Origin of the sequence: Amycolatopsis sp. Hca4 (assembly GCF_013364075.1) — a bacterium.
Lineage (GTDB): Bacteria > Actinomycetota > Actinomycetes > Mycobacteriales > Pseudonocardiaceae > Amycolatopsis.
Map to the genome: position 1 here is coordinate 9,136,783 of NZ_CP054925.1, position 20,417 is coordinate 9,157,199.

General features: G+C 71.6%; 21 protein-coding genes. 19 read left to right on the top strand and 2 right to left on the bottom strand.

Translation table 11 applies throughout. The annotated features are described in order from the left end of the window. Positions 1-4 precede the first annotated feature (4 nt). From aroB to HUT10_RS41670, 4 genes are all read left to right on the top strand, one after another. A complete protein-coding gene (gene aroB / locus HUT10_RS41655) occupies positions 5-1,114 on the top strand; it encodes a 3-dehydroquinate synthase (protein WP_176176221.1) in 1,110 nt (369 codons plus the stop codon). Then, positions 1,111-1,542, top strand: coding sequence for a type II 3-dehydroquinate dehydratase (aroQ, locus tag HUT10_RS41660; RefSeq protein ID WP_176176222.1), 432 nt, complete (start codon positions 1,111-1,113; stop codon positions 1,540-1,542). The genes aroB and aroQ overlap by 4 nt, the downstream gene beginning before the upstream one ends. After that, positions 1,539-2,447 carry a GNAT family N-acetyltransferase gene (locus tag HUT10_RS41665; RefSeq protein ID WP_176176223.1) on the top strand — a complete coding sequence of 303 codons (909 nt, stop codon included), beginning with the start codon at positions 1,539-1,541 and terminating at the stop codon, positions 2,445-2,447. The genes aroQ and HUT10_RS41665 overlap by 4 nt, the downstream gene beginning before the upstream one ends. A gap of 282 nt (positions 2,448-2,729) precedes the next feature. Further along, positions 2,730-4,238 (top strand): beta-xylosidase, encoded by a 1,509-nt coding sequence (locus tag HUT10_RS41670; RefSeq protein ID WP_254897253.1) that lies wholly within the window; start codon positions 2,730-2,732, stop codon positions 4,236-4,238. Positions 4,239-4,449: 211 nt separating this feature from the next. On the opposite strand, the gene HUT10_RS41675 is transcribed toward HUT10_RS41670, so the two are convergent. Then, positions 4,450-4,863 (bottom strand): B-4DMT family transporter, encoded by a 414-nt coding sequence (locus HUT10_RS41675; RefSeq protein ID WP_176176224.1) that lies wholly within the window; start codon positions 4,861-4,863, stop codon positions 4,450-4,452. Between the two features lie 68 nt (positions 4,864-4,931). On the opposite strand from HUT10_RS41675, the gene HUT10_RS41680 reads away from it, so the two are divergent. The 3 genes from HUT10_RS41680 to nusB are packed head-to-tail and all read left to right on the top strand — an operon-like array spanning position 4,932 to position 7,085. After that, entirely contained in the window at positions 4,932-6,020 is a 1,089-nt protein-coding gene (locus tag HUT10_RS41680; RefSeq protein WP_176176225.1) for a Xaa-Pro peptidase family protein, read from the top strand. A 46-nt stretch (positions 6,021-6,066) separates the two neighbouring features. Next, a complete protein-coding gene (gene efp / locus HUT10_RS41685) occupies positions 6,067-6,630 on the top strand; it encodes an elongation factor P (protein ID WP_176176226.1) in 564 nt (187 codons plus the stop codon). Then, positions 6,630-7,085, top strand: coding sequence for a transcription antitermination factor NusB (gene nusB, locus HUT10_RS41690; RefSeq protein ID WP_176176227.1), 456 nt, complete (start codon positions 6,630-6,632; stop codon positions 7,083-7,085). Before efp ends, nusB begins: the two co-directional genes overlap by 1 nt. Before the next feature lie 120 nt (positions 7,086-7,205). Here the strand turns inward: nusB and HUT10_RS41695 are convergent, their stop codons facing one another. Further along, a complete protein-coding gene (locus tag HUT10_RS41695) occupies positions 7,206-7,694 on the bottom strand; it encodes a transcriptional regulator (RefSeq protein WP_003096372.1) in 489 nt (162 codons plus the stop codon). A gap of 248 nt (positions 7,695-7,942) precedes the next feature. Here HUT10_RS41695 and pyrR point away from each other — a divergent pair, with 248 nt between their 5' ends. The 12 genes from pyrR (at position 7,943) to metK (ending at position 20,378) form a co-directional block, all read left to right on the top strand. Beyond that, positions 7,943-8,545, top strand: a complete 603-nt coding sequence (gene pyrR, locus HUT10_RS41700) for a bifunctional pyr operon transcriptional regulator/uracil phosphoribosyltransferase PyrR (RefSeq protein WP_176176228.1) — start codon at positions 7,943-7,945, stop codon at positions 8,543-8,545. Continuing rightward, entirely contained in the window at positions 8,542-9,474 is a 933-nt protein-coding gene (locus HUT10_RS41705) for an aspartate carbamoyltransferase catalytic subunit (protein WP_176176229.1), read from the top strand. Before pyrR ends, HUT10_RS41705 begins: the two co-directional genes overlap by 4 nt. Next, positions 9,471-10,757 (top strand): dihydroorotase, encoded by a 1,287-nt coding sequence (locus HUT10_RS41710; RefSeq protein WP_176176230.1) that lies wholly within the window; start codon positions 9,471-9,473, stop codon positions 10,755-10,757. The genes HUT10_RS41705 and HUT10_RS41710 overlap by 4 nt, the downstream gene beginning before the upstream one ends. Beyond that, a complete protein-coding gene (locus tag HUT10_RS41715; protein WP_176176231.1) occupies positions 10,757-11,251 on the top strand; it encodes a transporter in 495 nt (164 codons plus the stop codon). The genes HUT10_RS41710 and HUT10_RS41715 overlap by 1 nt, the downstream gene beginning before the upstream one ends. Further along, on the top strand, positions 11,248-12,369 hold the full coding sequence (gene carA / locus HUT10_RS41720; protein WP_176176232.1) for a glutamine-hydrolyzing carbamoyl-phosphate synthase small subunit: 1,122 nt from the start codon (positions 11,248-11,250) through the stop codon (positions 12,367-12,369). The genes HUT10_RS41715 and carA overlap by 4 nt, the downstream gene beginning before the upstream one ends. Continuing rightward, positions 12,369-15,683 (top strand): carbamoyl-phosphate synthase large subunit, encoded by a 3,315-nt coding sequence (gene carB, locus HUT10_RS41725; protein ID WP_176176233.1) that lies wholly within the window; start codon positions 12,369-12,371, stop codon positions 15,681-15,683. Before carA ends, carB begins: the two co-directional genes overlap by 1 nt. Beyond that, a complete protein-coding gene (pyrF, locus tag HUT10_RS41730; protein WP_176176234.1) occupies positions 15,680-16,528 on the top strand; it encodes an orotidine-5'-phosphate decarboxylase in 849 nt (282 codons plus the stop codon). Before carB ends, pyrF begins: the two co-directional genes overlap by 4 nt. A 107-nt stretch (positions 16,529-16,635) precedes the next feature. Further along, positions 16,636-16,953, top strand: a complete 318-nt coding sequence (mihF, locus tag HUT10_RS41735) for an integration host factor, actinobacterial type (RefSeq protein ID WP_013224622.1) — start codon at positions 16,636-16,638, stop codon at positions 16,951-16,953. Positions 16,954-17,009: 56 nt separating this feature from the next. Next, on the top strand, positions 17,010-17,603 hold the full coding sequence (gene gmk, locus HUT10_RS41740; RefSeq protein WP_254897254.1) for a guanylate kinase: 594 nt from the start codon (positions 17,010-17,012) through the stop codon (positions 17,601-17,603). Further along, complete coding sequence (rpoZ, locus tag HUT10_RS41745) at positions 17,600-17,869, top strand: DNA-directed RNA polymerase subunit omega (protein ID WP_013224624.1); 270 nt, start codon at positions 17,600-17,602, stop codon at positions 17,867-17,869. Before gmk ends, rpoZ begins: the two co-directional genes overlap by 4 nt. After that, on the top strand, positions 17,862-19,082 hold the full coding sequence (coaBC, locus tag HUT10_RS41750; protein WP_176176236.1) for a bifunctional phosphopantothenoylcysteine decarboxylase/phosphopantothenate--cysteine ligase CoaBC: 1,221 nt from the start codon (positions 17,862-17,864) through the stop codon (positions 19,080-19,082). Before rpoZ ends, coaBC begins: the two co-directional genes overlap by 8 nt. A gap of 93 nt (positions 19,083-19,175) precedes the next feature. Further along, positions 19,176-20,378, top strand: coding sequence for a methionine adenosyltransferase (gene metK, locus HUT10_RS41755; protein WP_176178286.1), 1,203 nt, complete (start codon positions 19,176-19,178; stop codon positions 20,376-20,378). The last annotated feature ends 39 nt before the right edge of the window (positions 20,379-20,417 follow it).

Below are 20,417 nucleotides of genomic sequence, written 5' to 3' on the forward strand. Positions count from 1 at the left end.
CCTCGTGTCTGATCCGGTGCGCATCCCGGTCGCCACGGCCCAGCCCTACGACGTCGTGGTCGGGCGCGGCCTGCTCGGCGACCTCACCGAGCACCTGGCCGGCGCTTCGAAGATCGCGCTGATCCACCCGCCCACGCTGACCACCACGGCCGAGGCCATCCGGGACGAGCTGGCCGCCGCGGGCCTGGACGCCCACCGCGTCGAAATCCCGGACGCCGAGGACGGCAAGGCGCTGACCGTCGCGGGCTTCTGCTGGGAGGTGCTCGGCCGGATCGGGCTGGACCGCCGCGGCGCCGTGGTCGGCCTCGGCGGCGGTGCCGTCACCGACCTCGCCGGGTTCGTCGCGGGCACGTGGATGCGCGGCGTCCGGCTGGTCAACGTGCCGACGACGCTCCTCGGCATGGTCGACGCGTCGGTCGGCGGCAAGACCGGCATCAACACCGACGCGGGCAAGAACCTGGTCGGGGTGTTCCACGAGCCGAGCGCGGTGTTCGTCGACCTCGCGACGCTGGAGACGCTGCCGCCGAACGAACTCGTCGCCGGCATGGCCGAGGTCGTCAAGGCCGGTTTCATCGCCGACCCGCGGATCCTGGAGCTGATCGAGGCCGACCCGGCCGCCGCGCTCGACCCGGCGGGTGACGTCCTGGCCGAGCTGGTCCGCCGGTCCATCCAGGTCAAGGCGGACGTCGTCGCCGCCGACCTGCGCGAATCCGACCTGCGGGAGATCCTCAACTACGGGCACACGCTCGGGCACGCCATCGAGCGCCGCGAGCGGTACCGGTGGCGGCACGGCGCCGCGGTCAGCGTCGGCCTCGTGTTCGCCGCCGAGCTGGCGCGGCTGGCCGGGCGGCTCGACGACGCCACGGCCGCGCGGCACGCCTCGGTGCTGAAGCTGCTCGGCCTGCCGACGACGTACGACGCCGACGCGCTGCCGCAGCTGCTGGAAACCATGAAGGGCGACAAGAAGACCCGCTCCGGGGCGCTGCGGTTTGTGGTCCTCGACGCGCTCGCGAAGCCCGGCCGGCTCGAGGGGCCGGACCCGGCGCTGCTCGCGGCCGCGTACTCGGCGATCGCGTCGGAGCCGTCCCGCAGCGGCGGGAGCGTGCTGCTGTGAAGGTGTTCGTCTTCAACGGCCCGAACCTCGGCCGGCTCGGCAAGCGCGAGCCGTCGGTCTACGGCTCGACGACGCACGACGACCTCGCGGCGCTGTGCGTCAAGAGCGGCGAGGAGCTGGGGATCGAGGTCGAGGTCCGGCAGACCGACTTCGAGGGCGAGCTGGTCGGCTGGCTGCACGAGGCCGCCGACGGCGGGAACCCGGTGGTGCTCAACGCGGGCGCGTGGACGCACTACTCGATCGCGGTGCGCGACGCCGCCGCGCAGCTGACCGCGCCGCTGATCGAGCTGCACATCTCCAACGTCCACAAGCGGGAGGCGTTCCGGCACCACAGCGTCCTTTCGGACATCGCCACGGCGGTCATCGCGGGTCTCGGCGTCGACGGCTACCCGCTGGCCCTGCGCTGGCTCGCCACGCACGCCGGATGACCCTGCTGGCGACACCGCGGCTCACGCTGCGGCCGCTGGCCGAGGCGGATCGCGAAGCCGTGGTGGAGGTGTTCGCCGACCCGGAGATGAGCCGGTACTTCGCGGCGGACTTCTCCGACCCGGCGACGGCGAGCGCGATGGTCGACCGCCGGCTGGCCTACGACGGCCCGGCCGGCCAGGGCCACTGGGTGATCGAGCGCGACGGCCGGGTGATCGGCGTCGCGCACCTGCGGCCGTCGGGGGAGCTGCCGGGCGGGGTGCCCGAGCTGGGCTACTACGTCGCGAGCGCGCACGCGGGGCAGGGCCTGGCCACCGAGGCGGCCCGCGCGCTGCTGGACCACGGGCTCGGCACGCTCGGCCTCCCGGCGGTGTGGGCACTGGTCCACGAGCGGAACGAGGCGAGCCGGAAGGTGGCTGCGCGCCTGGGCTTCCTCGACGTCGGCAGCGGCGTCCACTACGGCGACCTGCACCGGGTGCTGGTCGCGCTGCCGGCCGTGAGCGGGCGCCCGCACCACATCGAGCTGTGGGTGCCGGACCTCGCCGAAGCCGAGCGCAGCTGGGGCTGGCTCCTGGGCGAGCTGGGCTGGCGCGAGTTCCAACGCTGGCCGGACGGTGTCAGCTGGCGCCTCGGCGCGACGTACCTGGTGGCCGAGGCATCCCCGGCACTGACAGCAGAGGTGCACGAGCGCACGCGGCCGGGCCTGAACCACCTGGCGCTGTACGTGGACACCCGCGCGCAGGTCGACGACCTGGCGGCCCGCGCTCTCGCCCACGGATGGCGCCCGCTGTTCGCGGACCGCTACCCCCACGCGGGCGGCCCGGCCCACTACGCGGCGTACCTGGAGAACGAGGCGGGCTTCGAGGTCGAGCTGGTCGCAGCGGAGGGACCACCCGCGGTCGAGTGAGCCGGCGCCGGTGGGCTGCGCGCAACGGTGCGCTTGGGAAGGCAAGACCAGCAGCAGCACCGGGATCGCCGAGGGCCGCCGCCCTCGCGGCCGGCAGGCGCGGGGCGCCCGGCTCGAACCCCTGCCGGGTGCTGAGGGCGCCCGAGGGCAGCTGCGCCGCCGCCGAAATGATCCCAAAGCCGCTCCGAGCATCGCGCTACCCCGAAGTGGTCACGTTCGAGCGAACCCGAACCGTGGCGCGGCCGCTCGAACAGGTGAAGCAGCTCGCTACACTCCGATGCCGTGCACCCGTTTCGTCGCCTGAACCGGCGACCCGCTCGTGCCCTTCTCGCCAGCTTTCTGGCCGGGCTGCTGCTCGCGGGCTGCACCGAGGGTTACGCCCAACCACAAGCCGGCGAGCATCCCGTGCAGCAGACCGCCGTCCCGGCGCGGCCCAGCAACGTCAGCCTCGCTTCGGGTTACCCCCGGCAGAGTGGTGGTGTCGTCGCCGCCGGTGGGGCTGATGCTGTCTACAACTACGGGCCCTCCGTCATGGTCGATCGGGGGCAGACCCGGATGTGGTGGTGCAGCCAGTACGGCGGGGCCGGGCCGGCCGGGGACGACATCCTCTACGCGGAGGCGCGGTCGGCGAACGGGCCGTTCACCGGGCCGGGTGGCGGGATCCCGGCCGCCGTCTTCTCCGGGGCGCCCGGGCAGTTCGACGGGATGCACACCTGCGATCCGTCCGTTCTGCGCGTCGGCTCCACCTACTACCTGTACTACACCGGCGCCGCCGGGGATCACGCTCTCGGCAACGCCGTCGGGCTCGCGACCAGCGCCGATGGCATCCACTGGACGCGCGCGGCCGGCGGGAAACCGATCCTCGGGCCGTCGCACGACGTGCACCGCGCGAACGTCTACGGGGCCGGGCAGCCGTCCGCGGTCTACCTCGACGGCTGGTTCTACCTGATGTTCACCGACACCACCGGCCGCGCCGCCGGGCCCAACGGTGCCGGTCAATTTCTCCTGCGCTCGCACGACCCGGCGTTCGGGTCCGGGGTGCAGGCGCTGGACGTCGGCGGGTTCGTGCCGGTGGCTTCGACTTCGGCGCCGCGGGCCCGGTCGGTCGTCGACGGGTTCAGCGCCGACCTGATGTGGGTGGGTGCGCTGGCCGCGTTCGTCGTCGCGCACGAGACCGAGGGCGGGACCACCCTGACGTTCTGGACCGCGGACTTCACCGACCACCCCTACCAGCCCGTGGTGATCCCCGGGCCGTGGCGGGAAGGGCCGGGCCTGGTGCGCCGGCCGGACGGGCACGCGCCGCTGTCGGCGGCCGATCCGTGCGACCGGGTGCCGTTCGACCTCGTGCGCGCGACCGGGCTCGGTGGCGCCGGCGCCCCGACCGACCTGCGGCACTTCGGGCTCGACCTGCTGGGCAGCCAGGCCTGCGCGAACCCCGGCCGGGTGGCCGCGACGTTCGACGGCGTGACCGCGCCCTCCCCGGAACGGACGATGGACCTGGTCCGCGCCGGTGGCCGGGTCCGCGTGGACCGCCGCGCGGTGGCGGCGGCGCTGGCCGGCGAGGTCCTCGACCGGACCCCGCCCGCGTTCGCGACGCTCCCGTTGACGACCCGCCTGCGCTCGGGTGCGGAGGCGGTCCAGGCACCGGACCGCGGCTTCGCCTTCGTCCTGGACGGCCACCGCTGGCCGGTCCCCGGCCCGGCGGCCGTCGGCGACAACGGCTCGACCGCCCGCCCGGTGCCGGCACGCCAGTGGGACTCCTACCCGGCGGGTGCCTCCCTGGTGGGCTGAACGAGCGCGGGCAACCGGACCCGGCCCGCGAGCAGCGCGCCCAACCCGCGCCGCCGCTCACGAGCACTTACCCGCGCCGCCGCCAACGGGCACTGGCCCGCGCCGCCGCTCACGGGCGCTGGCCCGCGCCGCCGTCAACGAGCACTAACCTGCGCCGCCGTCAACGAGCACTAACCCGCGCTGCCGCTCACAAGGGACCGCGGTCGCGCACTCAGCGCTCCCCTTCGGCGCTCGAAGACCGCCCGATCCGGCCGCCGACGAACAACCCCAGCCCCGCCGGGACCAGCACCAGCAGCGCCGAGAACGCCGCTCCGCCAGTGAGGGCGCCGCCCAGTTCCGACACGCCCGTCTGGTCGACGAACACCGCGCGCCCGATCACGTAGAGGATGCCCGAGACCACGCCCGCGACCAGCGCGGCGATGAACCAGGCCCGGCCGCGGTCGGGGACCCCGCGCCACGCGTCCAGCGCGCTCCACAACGCCGCCGCCCCGACCAGGACCGCCAAGGCCAGTGACACCGGGAGCGCCTGGTCCGTCGGGTGGTAGACGGCGTACTTGGCCAGCAGCGTCAGCGCGACGCCGTGCAGCACCGCCATCACCAGTCCGCGAATCACCCAGGCGCTCATCCTGCGGAGTGTAGGCGGCCTACTGGCGAGTCGCTTCCCCCGGCAGGCCCGCGCACTAGGGTGGACGGGTGCCTGAAACCCATGGACGACGTCGCGCCGCTCTGCGTGGGCTCCTGACCGGAGCCGGTGTCGATGCGCTGCTGGTCACCGATCTGCTGAACATCCGCTACCTGACCGGGTTCACCGGGTCCAACGCCGCCGTGCTGCTGCACGCCGGCGGGGACGACAAGACGCTCTTCTGCACCGACGGCCGCTACACCACCCAGTCGGCCGTCGAGGTGCCCGACCTGGAAACCGTCGTCGACCGGGCCAGCGCCGCCGCGCTCGTGGCCAGGGCCGCCAAGGACACCGCCGCCTACGGGCAGGTCGGGTTCGAGAGCCAGCACGTCAGCGTGGAGACCTACGAGGCGCTGCAGCAGCAGGTGCCGCTGAAGCGGACCCCCGGCCTCGTCGAACGGCTGCGCGAGGTCAAGGACGAAGCCGAGATCGAGGCGCTGCGCCAGGCGTGCGCCGCCGCCGACCGGGCGCTCGACGACCTGCTCGCCGCCGGGGGGCTGCGGCCCGGGCGGACCGAGCTGGAAATCGCCCGTGACCTGGAGAACCGGATGCTGGAGCACGGCTCGTCCGCGCCCAGCTTCGCCTCCATCGTCGCCGCCGGCGCGCACTCGGCCATCCCGCACCACCAGCCGACGCACGCCGAGCTCCGGCGCGGCGACTTCGTCAAGCTGGACTTCGGCGCGACCGTCGACGGCTACCACTCGGACATGACCCGCACCTTCGTCATCGGCGAGCCCGCGGACTGGCAGCGGGAGGTCTACGACCTCGTGCACGCGGCCCAGGCGGCGGGCGTCGACGCCGTCCGGCCGGGTGCCGAAGTGTCCCATGTGGACGCCGCCGCGCGGGACGTGATCAAGGACGCGGGTCACGGCGAGCACTTCGCGCACGGCCTCGGGCACGGCGTCGGCCTGCAGATCCACGAGGCGCCCAGCTTCGCCGCGACGGGCGTCGGTACACTGGCCGCCGGTATGGCGGTCACCGTCGAGCCCGGCGTGTACCTCGCGGGACGCGGTGGCGTGCGCATCGAGGACACGCTCGTCGTGCGGGCTGGGGAGCCCGAACTCCTCACCCTGAGCACCAAGAACCTCGTGGTCGTCTGACGGCGGCCCCGAACACCGGAAGATCGACACAGGAGACTGCAAGCTCGTGGCCACGACCAACGACCTGAAGAACGGGCTCGTCCTCAACCTGGACGGCCAGCTGTGGACCGTCACCGCGTTCCAGCACGTCAAGCCGGGCAAGGGCGGCGCCTTCGTGCGCACCACCCTCAAGCACGTGCTCACCGGCAAGGTGGTCGACAAGACGTTCAACGCGGGCACGAAGGTCGACACGGCCACGGTGGACCGCCGGAACATGACCTACCTCTACAAGGAGGGCCAGGACTTCGTGTTCATGGACGGTGACACCTACGACCAGATCACCGTCCCGGCCGAGGTCGTCGGCGACAACGCCAACTACATGCTCGAGAACACCGAGGTCCAGGTCGCGGTGCACGAGAACGAGCCGCTGTACGTCGAGCTGCCGACGTCGGTCGAGCTGGTCGTCCAGCACACCGACCCCGGCCTGCAGGGCGACCGCTCCACCGGCGGCACCAAGCCGGCCACGCTGGAGACCGGCGCGGAGATCCAGGTCCCGCTGTTCCTGTCCACCGGCGAGAAGATCAAGGTCGACACCCGCGACGGCCGTTACCTGGGCCGCGTCTCCAGCTGATGCCGACGTCGAAACCCCACCCGAACCGCGGCGGCGCGATCAGCCGCCGTCAGGCACGCCGCCGCGCGGTGGAAATGCTGTACGAGGCCGCGCAGCGCGACACCGACGCGGTGACGCTGCTGGCCGATCGGGTCGGCGCGACGGACGTCGACCCGATCGCGGACTACACGATCAGCCTGGTCGAGGGCGTCACCGGGCGGAAGGCCCGGATCGACGAACTGCTGGCCGAGCACGCGCAGGGCTGGACCCTGGACCGGATGCCGAAGGTCGACCTCGCGGTGCTGCGGGTCGGGGTCTACGAGCTGCTCTGGGCCGAGGACGTGCCGGACCCGGTCGCGATCGACGAGGCCGTGGGCCTGGCGAAGGAACTGTCCACGGACGACTCGCCGCGGTTCGTCAACGGCGTCCTGGGCCGGATCGGCACGATCGCCGACCGCCTGCGCGCGGTTCTGTAGTTCCCCCGGTCAGGTGACCGGGGAGCGGGCTCGCCCCCGAACGAGCCCCCCGACGAGTCAGTGAGCGTCTCCGGTGCCCCACCGGGGGACGCTCACTGCGTCGGCGTGCCACACCCGGAATCAGTCCTCCTTGGAAGGACGGGCCTCCGGCGGCAGGACGCCCCAGTCGATGAGCTGCTCGGTCAGCTCGCCCGGGGTCATGTCGTAGATGATCGCCAGGGACCGCAGGTCCTCGGTGCGGATCGAGAGCACCTTGCCGTTGTAGTCGCCGCGCTGGCTCTGGATGGTCGCGGCGTAGCGGGCGAGCGGGCCCACCTTTTCGGCGGGCAGCTGCTGCAGGCGCTCGAGGTTGATCACGATCTTGGTGGCGGGCTCGGCACCGGAGGGGACCCGGCCCTCGGGCAGCAGCTCGACCACCGGCACACCGTAGAAGTCGGCCAGCTCGGCCAGCTTCTGCACGGTGACGGCGCGGTCGCCACGCTCGTACGAGCCGACGACGACGGCCTTCCAGCGCCCACCGGACTTCTGCTCGACCCCGTGCAGGGACAGACCCTGCTGCTGGCGGATCCCGCGGAGCTTGGCCCCGAGCGCCTTGGCGTAATCGCCCATCTGGTCGTTCTCCGTTCTTCACCCCCTCCCGGTCGGGGTGACCGGGCCGGGGGACTCGCTGAGTCGAATACTCAGAGTAATGGTTACGCATTGTTGTCACCAGGTCAAGCGCGAGCTTGTCGCGAATCACCTCACACCACCCGGAAGACTGAGCAAAGTGCCTGCTACTGTCGGTGCGAAAGCCCCGACCAGCAGGGGAACAGACGTCCTTTAAGGACCCGTCCGGTGAGGCGGGGAAGGAGTCCGGTTTGTCGTCACGCCCGCGTGACGCGGCTGGTTCGGCCGGGGAGCGCGAGCTCCTGACGGCCGGCGATGTCGCGCGCACGATCGCCCGAATGGCCCATCAGGTCATCGAAAAGACCGCGAACGGTGCGGAGAGCACTACCCCGCCCGTGTTGCTCGGCATCCCGTCCCGGGGCACGCCGCTCGCCGTCCGCCTCGCCGACAAGATCGGCGAGTTCTCCGGGGTCCGCCCGCCGGCCGGCGCCCTCGACGTCACCCTCTACCGGGACGACCTCCGCCGCCGCCCGCCGCGCGCGCTCGAACAGACGCAGCTGCCGACCGACGGCATCGACGACCGCGTCGTGATCCTGGTCGACGACGTCCTCTTCTCCGGCCGGACCATCCGGGCCGCCCTCGATGCCCTGCGTGATCACGGCCGCCCGCGCGCGGTGCAGCTGGCCGTCCTGGTCGACCGCGGTCACCGGGAGCTGCCGATCCGCGCCGACTACGTGGGCAAGAACGTGCCGACGGCCCGCTCCGAGGGCGTGTCGGTCCTGCTGGCCGAGATCGACGGCCGGGACGCGGTCCTGCTGCGTTCGGCCGACACCGCTGCTGGAGAGGACTCGTGAAGCACCTGCTCGCCACCGACGGCCTGGACCCGGCGCTGGCCACGGCCGTGCTCGACACCGCCGACGAGCTCAAGCACACGCTGCTCGGCCGCGAGGTCAAGAAGCTGCCGACGCTGCGCGGCCGCACGGTGATCACCCTGTTCTACGAGAACTCGACCCGCACCCGGGTGTCGTTCGAGATCGCCGGGAAGTGGATGAGCGCCGACGTGATCAACGTCTCCGCGTCCAGCTCCTCGGTCAACAAGGGCGAATCCCTGCGGGACACCGCGCTGACGCTGGCCGCCGCGGGCGCCGACTGCGTGATCGTCCGGCACCCCGCCAGCGGCGCCGCCCAGCGGCTGGCCGGCTGGCTGGCCGAGCCCGGCACGTCGGTGGTCAACGCCGGTGACGGCACCCACGAGCACCCGACGCAGGCGCTGCTCGACGCGGCCACCCTGCGGGAGCGCCTCGGCTCGCTCAAGGACCGCCGGATCGCCATCGTCGGGGACGTCCTGCACAGCCGGGTCGCCCGCTCGAACATCCACCTGCTCTCGGCCCTGGGCGCGGAGGTGGTGCTCGTCGCGCCGCCGACGCTGCTGCCCTACGGCGTCGAGAGCCTCCCGGTGACCGTTTCGCACGACTTGGACGCCGAGCTGCCCGCGGTCGACGCGGTGATGATGCTGCGGGTTCAGGCCGAACGGATGCACGGAGGTTTCTTCCCGAGCGCGCGGGAGTACTCCATCGCGTACGGCCTTTCGGAACGGCGGCAGAAGTTGCTGCCGGACCACGCGGTCGTGCTGCACCCCGGCCCGATGCTGCGCGGGATGGAGATCGCTTCGGCGGTCGCCGACTCCCCGGCCTCGGCCATCACCGAACAGGTCCGCAACGGCGTCCACGTGCGCATGGCGGTCCTCTATCACCTCCTGGCCAGCGAAGGAGCCGCCGCGTGAGCACCGTGATCAAGGGCGCCCGCCCCTACGGCGAGGGCGACCCGGTCGACGTCCTCGTGGAGGACGGCGTGATCACCGCGATCGGCGCCGTCGACGTCCCCGAGGACGCCGAAGTCATCGAAGCGAACGGCCAGGTGCTGCTGCCGGGCTTCGTCGACCTCCACACCCACCTGCGCGAACCCGGCCGCGAGGACACCGAGACCATCGACACCGGCTCGGCCGCGGCGGCGCTCGGCGGCTACACCGCGGTGTTCGCCATGGCCAACACCGACCCGGTCGCCGACAACGCGGTCATCGTCGAGCACGTCTGGCGGCGCGGCCAGGAGGTCGGCCTGGTCGACGTCCACCCGGTCGGCGCGGTCACCGTCGGGCTCAAGGGCGAGAAGCTCGCCGAGCTCGGCACGATGGCGAACTCGCAGGCGCGGGTGAAGGTGTTCTCCGACGACGGCCTCTGCGTCGCCGACCCGCTGCTGATGCGCCGGGCGCTGGAGTACTCGACCGCGCTCGACGTCGTCATCGCCCAGCACGCCGAGGAGCCGCGGCTGACCGTCGGCGCCCAGGCCCACGAGGGCGAGCGCGCGGCCCGGCTCGGCTACACCGGCTGGCCCGCGGCCGCGGAAGAGTCCATCGTGGCCCGCGACTGCCTCCTCGCCTTGCACGCGAACGCCCGGCTGCACGTCTGCCACGTCTCGACCTCGGGCACCGCGGACGTGCTGCGCTGGGCGAAGGACCGCGGCACGAAGGTGTCGGCCGAGGTCACCCCGCACCACCTGCTGCTCACCGACGACCGCCTGGCCACCTACGACCCGGTCAACAAGGTGAACCCGCCGCTGCGCACCGAGTCCGACGCCGAAAAGCTGCGTGCCGCGCTGGCCGACGGGACCATCGACTGCGTCGCCACCGACCACGCGCCGCACGCGGTCCAGGACAAGGACACCGAGTGGAGCGCGGCCCGGCCGGGCATGCTCGGGCTGCAGACGGCGCTGTCCATCGTGGCCGAGACCATGGTCCGCACCGGCCTGCTCGACTGGCGCGGGGTCGCCCGCGTCATGAGCGAGCGGCCCGCGGAGATCGGCAACCTGGCCGACCACGGCCGTCCGATCGAGGTCGGCGAGCCGGCGAACCTGGCCCTGGTGGACCCGGACGCCGAGTGGACCGTCCGGGGCGCGGAGCTGGCCAGCATCGCGACCAACACCCCGTACGAGGGAATGCGGCTGCCCGGCGTGGTGACCGCGACGCTGCTGCGCGGGCGGATCACCGCGCGGGACGGGAAGATCTGCTGATGGAGCGCTTCTGGCTCGTGCTGGCGATCTTCGCCTTCTTCCTGCTCTGCCTCTGGGGCATGTACGTGGGCTGGCGGCGCAAGGCGCGCTCGCAGAGCGTGCAGGTGCCGCCGTTCCCGGCCATCCCGGACGACCCGGGCGAGGTCCTGCTGGCGTCCACCGGCGTCTACCTGGCGACGACGATCGCGGGGGAGTGGCAGAACCGGATCGTCACCCGCGGCGCGGGCCTGCGCACCGGCGCGGTTTGGCGGTTGCACGGCGGGGGTGTCGCGGTCGAACGCGGCGGGGCGCCGGACTTCTGGATCCCGCGGGACGCCGTCACCGGAATCCGGCGCGACACGAAGATCGCCGGGAAGGTGATGGGCACGGACGCGCTGCTGATCGTCAGCTGGCGGCTCGGCGACGTCGAGCTCGACACCGGCTTCCGCGGCGACGACCTCGACGACTATCCACAGTGGATCGAACAGCTCAAGATCAAGGGAGGTGCCCAGTGAACGCGCGCGCTCAGGCCGCACTGGTACTCGAAGACGGCCGGGTGTTCCGCGGCGCTGCCTACGGCGCGCAGGGGCGAACCCTCGGCGAAGCGGTGTTCTGCACCGGCATGACCGGTTACCAGGAGACGCTGACCGACCCGTCCTACCACGGCCAGATCGTGGTGCAGACGGCGCCGCAGATCGGCAACACCGGCTGGAACGACGAGGACGACGAGTCCTCGAAGATCTGGGTCAACGGCTACGTGGTGCGCGACCCCGCCCGCACGCCGTCCAACTGGCGCTCGAAGCGCTCGCTCGACGACGAGCTGGTGCGCCAGGGGATCGTCGGCATCGCCGAGGTGGACACCCGGTCGCTGACCCGCCACCTGCGCGAGGTCGGCGCGATGCGCGCCGGGGTGTTCTCCGGCGACGCGCTCGGCAGCGTCGACGACATGGTCGCTTCGGTTTTGGCCAGCCCCAAGATGGAGGGCGCGGACCTGGCGGGCCAGGTGTCCACGCCGAAGCCGTACGTCGTCTCGCCGTCCGGTGAGGTTCGCTTCCGGGTGGCGGCGCTGGACCTGGGCATCAAGTCCAACACCCCGCGCCAGATGATCAAGCGCGGCATCGAGGTGCACGTCCTGCCCTCGACGTCGACTCTGGACGAGCTCCTCGCCATCGAGCCGGACGGTGTGTTCCTGTCCAACGGCCCCGGTGACCCGGCCACGACGACCCACGCCACCGAGCTGACCAAGCAGGTCCTCGGCCGCGAGATCCCGCTGTTCGGCATCTGCTTCGGCAACCAGGTCCTCGGCCGCGCGCTCGGCCTGGGGACGTACAAGATGCGCTACGGCCACCGCGGCATCAACATCCCGGTGATCGACGTGGCGACCAAGTCGGTGGCGATCACCGCGCAGAACCACGGCTTCGCCCTCGAAGGCGAGCCGGGGCAGCGCTTCGAGTCCCCGTTCGGGGCGGCGCAGATCAGCCACTACTGCCCCAACGACGACACGGTGGAGGGCGTCCGGGCGCTGGACGTCCCGGCGTTCTCGGTCCAGTACCACCCCGAAGCCGCGGCCGGCCCGCACGACGCGGCCCCGCTGTTCGACGCATTCGTTTCGCTCATGGAGAAGAAGGCCTGATGCCGAAGAGGACGGACATCCAGCACGTGCTGGTGATCGGCTCCGGGCCGATCGTGATCGGGCAGGCCGCGGAGTTCGACTACTCCGGCACCCAGGCCTGCCGGGTGCTGCGCAGCGAAGGCCTGCGCGTCTCCCTGGTGAACTCGAACCCGGCCACCATCATGACCGACCCCGAGTTCGCCGACGCCACCTACATCGAGCCGGTGACGCCGGACTTCGTCGAGAAGGTCATCGCGGAAGAGCGGCCGGACGCGCTGCTCGCCACCCTCGGCGGGCAGACCGCGCTCAACTGCGCCGTCGCGCTGCACGAGCGCGGCGTGCTCGACAAGTACGGCGTCGAGCTGATCGGCGCCGACATCGACGCCATCCAGCGCGGCGAGGACCGGCAGAAGTTCAAGGACATCGTGCGCTCCATCGGCGCCGAGGTCCCGCGCTCCCGCGTCTGCCACGACATGGCCGAGGTGCGCGACACGGTCAAGGAACTCGGCCTGCCGGTCGTCATCCGGCCGTCCTTCACCATGGGCGGGCTCGGCTCCGGCATGGCGCACACGCCCGAGGACCTCGAGCGGCTCGCCTCCACCGGGCTCGCCGAGTCGCCGGTCACCGAGGTGCTCATCGAGGAGAGCGTGCTCGGCTGGAAGGAGTACGAGCTCGAGCTGATGCGCGACAAGCACGACAACGTCGTGGTCGTCTGCTCGATCGAGAACATCGACGCGATGGGCGTGCACACCGGCGACTCGGTCACCGTCGCGCCCACCATGACCCTCACCGACCGCGAGTACCAGGTGATGCGGGACGTCGGCATCGCCGTGCTGCGCGAGGTCGGCGTCGACACCGGTGGCTGCAACATCCAGTTCGCGATCAACCCGCGCGACGGCCGGATGGTCGTCATCGAGATGAACCCGCGCGTGTCCCGGTCTTCCGCGCTGGCGTCGAAGGCGACCGGCTTCCCGATCGCCAAGATCGCCGCGAAGCTCGCCATCGGCTACACCCTCGACGAAATCCAGAACGACATCACCGGCGAGACGCCGGCCGCGTTCGAGCCCACTTTGGACTACGTGGTCGTCAAGATGCCGCGGTTCGCCTTCGAGAAGTTCCCGGGCGCGGACCCGACGCTGACCACGACGATGAAGAGCGTCGGCGAAGCGATGTCGTTCGGCCGCAGCTTCCCCGAGGCGCTCGGCAAGGTGATGCGGTCGATCGAGACCAAGGCGACCGGCTTCTGGACGCTGCCCGACCCCGAGGGTGCCACCCTGGAGTCCACTTTGGACGAGCTGCGCAACCCGCACGAGGGCCGGTTGTACGAAGTGGAGCGTGCGCTGCGGCTCGGTGCCACCGTCGAGCAGGTGCACGAAGCCAGCGGCATCGACCCGTGGTTCATCGACCAGATCGCGCTGATCGGCGAAGTGGGCGCCGAAGTGCGTGACGCACCGGTGCTGGACGGCGATCTCCTCCGCCGCGCCAAGCGCACCGGGCTCTCGGACCGCCAGATCGCCGCGCTACGGCCGGAACTGGCGGGCGAGGACGGCGTCCGCGCGCTGCGCCACCGCCTCGGCGTGCGGCCGGTGTTCAAGACCGTCGACACCTGCGCGGCCGAGTTCGCGGCCAAGACGCCGTACCACTACTCGGCTTACGAGTCCGACCCCGACGCCCAGTCCGAAGTGGCCGTCCAGTCCGACAAGCCGAAGGTGCTCATCCTCGGCTCCGGCCCGAACCGGATCGGCCAGGGCATCGAGTTCGACTACTCCTGCGTGCACGCGGCGATCGCGTTGCGGGAGGCCGGCTTCGAAGCCGTCATGGTCAACTGCAACCCGGAAACCGTGTCCACCGACTACGACACGTCCGACCGGCTGTACTTCGAGCCACTGTCCTTCGAGGACGTCCTCGAGGTCGTGCACGCCGAGCAGGCGTCCGGCACGGTCGCCGGTGTCATCGTCCAGCTCGGCGGCCAGACCCCGCTGGGACTGGCGAAGAAGCTCGCCGACGCCGGGGTCCCGGTGGTCGGGACGCCGCCGGAGGCCATCCACCTGGCCGAGGACCGCGGCGCGTTCGGCGAGGTCCTCACCGACGCCGGCCTGCCCGCCCCGCGCTACGGCACGGCGACGTCCTTCGAGGGTGCCAAGCGGATCGCCGACGAGATCGGCTACCCGGTCCTCGTCCGGCCGTCGTACGTCCTCGGCGGACGCGGCATGGAGATCGTCTACGACGAGGAAACCCTCGCGGGCTACATCCGCCGCGCCACCGAGGTCACGCCCGAGCACCCGGTGCTCGTGGACCGCTTCCTCGACGACGCCATCGAAATCGACGTCGACGCGCTGTTCGACGGCGAGGAGCTCTACCTCGGCGGCGTGATGGAACACATCGAGGAAGCCGGCATCCACTCCGGCGACTCCTCGTGCGCGCTGCCGCCGATCACGCTCGGCCACACGGACCTGCAGGCCGTCCGCCGCTCCACCGAGGCGATCGCCCGCGGTGTCGGCGTGCGCGGGCTCTTGAACGTCCAGTACGCGCTCAAGGACGACGTCCTGTACGTCCTGGAGGCCAACCCGCGCGCGTCGCGCACGGTGCCGTTCGTGTCCAAGGCCACGGCGGTGCCGCTGGCCAAGGCGGCCGCGCTGATCATGACCGGCTCGACGATCAAGGACCTGCGCGAGAGCGGCGTCCTGCCTGCCGAGGGCGACGGCGGGCAGCTGCCGGCCGACTCGCCGGTCGCGGTGAAGGAAGCCGTGCTGCCCTTCCACCGCTTCCGCACCCCCGAAGGGCACGGCGTCGACTCGCTGCTGGGCCCGGAGATGAAGTCCACCGGCGAGGTGATGGGCGTCGACGTCGACTTCGGCAAGGCGTTCGCGAAGTCGCAGAGCGGCGCGTACGGCTCGCTGCCGACGTCCGGGCGGGTGTTCGTCTCGGTGGCCAACCGCGACAAGCGCTCGCTGGTGTTCCCGGTGAAGCGCCTGGCGGACCTCGGGTTCGAGATCCTCGCCACGTCCGGGACGGCGGAAGTGCTGCGGCGCAACGGGGTCGCGTGCACGGTGGTGCGCAAGCACTACGAGGGTTCGACCGAAGCCGAGCCGAACATCGTGGACGTCATCCTGAACGGCGATGTCGACATGGTGATCAACACCCCCTACGGGAACAGCGGTCCCCGCGTCGACGGCTACGAAATCCGCACCGCGGCGGTGTCCCGCGACATCCCGTGCGTGACCACCGTGCAGGGCGCCGCGGCGGCCGTGCACGGCATCGAAGCCCTCATCCGTGGCGACATCGGGGTCCGTTCGCTGCAGGAGCTGCAGGCGGCCCTGAAGGCGAAGTCGTGAGCGGGCGGGAGCGGTTCGGTGCGCGGCTGGCCAAGGCCGTCGCGGCCCGCGGCCCGCTGTGCGCCGGCATCGACCCCCACCCCGGCCTGCTCGAGGCGTGGGGACTCCCGGTGGACGTTTCGGGCCTGGAACGGTTCGCGCTGTCCGCCACGGAGGTCCTGGCGGCCCGCGCGGCCGTCGTGAAGCCGCAGTCGGCGTTCTTCGAAAGTTTCGGACCGGCCGGTGTCGCCGTGCTGGAACGGGTGGTCGAGACCGCCCGCGAGGCCGGTGCGCTGGTGCTGCTGGACGTCAAGCGCGGCGACATCGGCTCCACGATGGCGGCGTACACGGCGGCGTACGTGGCCGACGGGGCGGCGATCGCGGCCGACGCGATCACCGTTTCGCCGTACCTCGGGTTCGGCTCTTTGGCCCAATGCGCCGAAACGGCGATCTCCGCGGGGCGCGGCATCATCGTGCTCGCGCGGACTTCGAACCCGGAAGCGGCCGCCGTGCAGAACGCGAAGCTGCCCGACGGGCGCACCGTCGCCCAGGCGATCGTCGACTCCGCGGCGGCGTTCAACGACGAAGCGGCGCCGCTCGGCGATGTGGGTGTGGTGGTCGGGGCCACCGTTCCGCCGGGAGAGCTCGATCTCTCGCGGTTGAACGGTCCGGTGCTGGCACCCGGTTTCGGGGCCCAGGGAGCCACTGTGGCCGATTTGCGGGCCCTGTTCGGGATGTCCCTGCCGGGCGTGCTGCCCGCGTCGTCCCGGGACATCCTGAAGCACGGTCCGGAGCAAGCGGCTTTGCGCCAAGCGGTCGAACGGGTCGCCGAACTGCTGGCCGACCCGCAGGAAAACGGCCAATAGCAGGGTCCGGAACCGGGTCCCACCAGGCACCCCCGCATTGTGGCCGGTGCTCACGGGTGGGTACCGTCGCGTCACCCACCCAGTTTTGAGAACTACCGGAGGAAAACGTGGCACTTCCCCAGCTGACAGAGGAACAGCGCGCTGCGGCGCTGGAGAAGGCCGCCGCCGCTCGCAAGATCCGTGCTGAGCTGAAGGAGCGGCTGAAGCGGGGCGGTACCACTCTGGTCGACGTGCTGAAGCAGGCCGAGGAGAACGAAGTCCTCGGCAAGATGAAGGTTTCGGCTCTGCTCGAGGCCCTCCCGGGCGTCGGCAAGGTCCGCGCGCAGCAGACCATGGAACGACTGGAGATCGCCCCCAGCCGTCGCCTTCGCGGCCTCGGCGACCGGCAGCGCAAGGCGCTGCTGGCCGAGTTCAGCGGCGAGTGAACGGCGCCGGTCGTGACTACCCGGTGAACCGGGGCGCCGACCGCGGCAGTGAGCCGGTGACGGGAGACTTCTCCCGGCACCGGCTCACCGTCGTATCAGGGCCATCGGGAGTCGGGAAGTCGAGCGTGGTGGGCGAGCTGCGGAAGCTGGAGCCCGACGTCTGGTTCAGCGTTTCGGTCACCACGCGCAAGCCGCGTCCCGGCGAAGTCGACGGGGCGCACTACCACTTCGTCGACCGCGCGGAGTTCGACGCGATGGTCGCCGACGGCAGGCTGCTGGAGTGGGCCGAGTTCGCCGGCAACTGCTACGGCACCCCGCGCGAGCCGGTCGAGAAGGCCCTCGCCGAGGGGCGCCCGGCCGTCCTGGAGATCGAGCTGCAGGGCGCCCGCCAGGTCCGCGCGGCCATGCCGGAGGCCCGGCTGGTGATGCTGATGCCGCCGTCGTGGGAGGAACTGGTCGGCAGGCTCACCGGGCGCGGCACCGAGAACGAGGCCGCCGTGCAGGCCCGGCTGGCCGAAGCGGAGCGCGAGCTGGCGGCGGCCGGGGAGTTCGACCACCGCGTCGTCAACGCCGACGTGCGGGAGGCCGCCGAGCACTTGCTAAACTTGATTACTGATCAGTCTGCCGAAGATTCGGAGCATCACGCGTGACCACCCAGGTAGCCCTGACCGAAGAGCTCGAAGGCATCACCAACCCGCCGATCGACGACCTGCTCGAGAAGGTCAGCTCGAAGTACGCGCTGGTGATCTACTCGGCCAAGCGCGCCCGCCAGATCAACGACTACTACGCCCAGCTGGGCGAGGGGCTGCTGGAGTACGTCGGCCCGCTCGTCGAGCCGGGCCCGCGCGAGAAGCCGCTCTCGATCGCGCTGCGCGAGATCCACGGCGGCCTGCTCGAGCACACCGAGGGTGAGTAAACCCCGCGTCGTCCTGGGCGTGGGCGGCGGCATCGCCGCCTACAAGGCCTGTGAGGTGCTGCGCGGGCTGACCGAATCCGGTCACGACGTCCGCGTGGTCCCCACCGAAGCCGCGCTGAACTTCGTGGGCGCGGCCACCTTCGAAGCCCTCTCCGGGCACCCGGTGCACACGGGCGTGTTCACCGAGGTGCCGGAGGTCCAGCACGTCCGCGTCGGCAAGGAAGCCGATCTCGTCCTGGTCGTCCCGGCCACGGCGAACCTGCTCGCCAAGGCCGCCCACGGCCTCGCCGACGACCTGCTGACGAACACCCTGCTCACCGCCCGGTGCCCGATCGCCTTCTTCCCGGCGATGCACACGGAGATGTGGGAGCACCCCGCAACCCGCGACAACGTCGCCCTGCTGCGCTCCCGCGGCATGGTCGTCACCGAGCCCGACTCGGGCCGGCTGACGGGTGCCGACACCGGCAAGGGGCGCCTGGCGAACCCGGCCGAGATCGTCGACCTGGCGAAGCTGCTGCTGGCCCGGCCCGACGCCCTCCCGCGCGACCTCGAAGGCGTCCGCGTGGTGATCTCGGCCGGCGGCACCCGCGAGCCCCTCGACCCGGTGCGCTACCTGGGCAACCGCTCGTCCGGCAAGCAGGGCTACGCGCTGGCCCGCGTCGCCGCCCAGCGCGGCGCCGACGTCACCCTGGTCGCCGCGCACACGGTCGCGCTGCCGGATCCGGCGGGCGCGGTCGTCGAGCACGTCTCGACGGCCGAACAGCTGCGACAGGCGGTGCACGCCGCGGCCCGCTCCGCGGACGTCGTCGTGATGGCCGCCGCGGTCGCCGACTTCCGGCCGGCGAACCGGGCCGAGCACAAGATCAAGAAGTCCGACGACCAGCCGGACCCGGTGATCACCCTCGACCGCAACGCCGACATCCTCGCGGAATTGGTGCAAAACCGGCGGCCGGGACAGGTCGTCGTGGGATTCGCCGCGGAAACCGGCGACGAACACGGCAGCGTGCTCGAGCACGCCCGCGCGAAACTGAAGCGCAAAGGCGCGGATCTGCTGGTCGTCAACGCCGTCGGCGACGGCAAGGCGTTCGGCACCGAGGACAATTCGGGCTGGCTCCTAGGGGCCGATGCCACGGAAAAACCCCTACCTCTCGCGCAGAAGGCTGAACTGGCGTCCACGGTGTGGGACGCTGTTGTGAGCTTCATGAAGCGTTGACCGTCCCCCGAGCGATAGTCAGTACGCTTGCACAGGTAAGGGGTGCCTAACTTTCGGGGCATCCGACGACAAGGTGAGGAAGTGACGGCCACCGTGACCGCGTCTAGCAGCAGATTGTTCACCTCGGAGTCGGTGACCGAAGGGCACCCAGACAAGATTTGCGACGCCATCAGCGACTCGATCCTCGACGGCCTGCTGTCGAAGGACCCCCGCAGCCGCGTCGCCGTCGAGACCCTGATCACCACCGGCCAGGTGCACGTGGCCGGCGAGGTGACCACCGAGGCCTACGCCGACATCCCGACGATCGTCCGCGACGTCATCCTCAAGATCGGCTACGACTCCTCCGCCAAGGGCTTCGACGGCAACTCCTGCGGCGTCAACGTGGCGATCGGCTCGCAGTCGCCCGACATCGCCCAGGGCGTCGACACCGCGTACGAGTCGCGGGTCGAGTCGGACGAGGACGAGATCAACCGCCAGGGCGCCGGCGACCAGGGCCTGATGTTCGGCTACGCCTGCTCGGACACCCCCGAGCTGATGCCGCTGCCGATCGCGCTGGCCCACCGGCTGTCGAAGCGGCTGACCGCGGTCCGCAAGGACGGCGTGCTGCCGTACCTGCGCCCGGACGGCAAGACCCAGGTGACCATCGAGTACGCCGGCGACCAGCCGGTCCGCCTCGACACGGTGGTGGTCTCGTCGCAGCACGCCGACGGCATCGACCTCGAGCGGATGCTCAGCGTCGACGTCAAGGAGCACGTCGTCGGCCCCGAGCTCGCGGAGCTGGGCATCGACACGTCGAACGCGCGCCTGCTGGTCAACCCGACCGGCCGGTTCGTCATCGGCGGCCCGATGGGCGACGCGGGCCTGACCGGCCGCAAGATCATCGTCGACACCTACGGCGGCATGGCCCGCCACGGCGGTGGCGCGTTCTCCGGCAAGGACCCGTCCAAGGTCGACCGTTCGGCCGCGTACGCGATGCGCTGGGTGGCCAAGAACGTCGTCGCCGCGGGCCTGGCCCAGCGGACCGAGGTCCAGGTGGCGTACGCGATCGGCAAGGCGGCCCCGGTCGGCCTGTTCGTCGAGACGTTCGGCACCGAGACGGTCGACCCGTCGAAGATCCAGCAGGCCATCACCGAGGTCTTCGACCTCCGGCCGGCGGCGATCATCCGCGACCTCGAGCTGCTGCGCCCGATCTACGCCCCGACGGCGGCGTACGGCCACTTCGGCCGCCCGGAGCTGAACCTCCCCTGGGAGAGCACGGCCCGCGCCGAGGCCCTCAAGGCCGCGGCCGGCGCCTGACGCACGATCCGGTGAAGGCCACCCCGCGGTTCGCCCCGG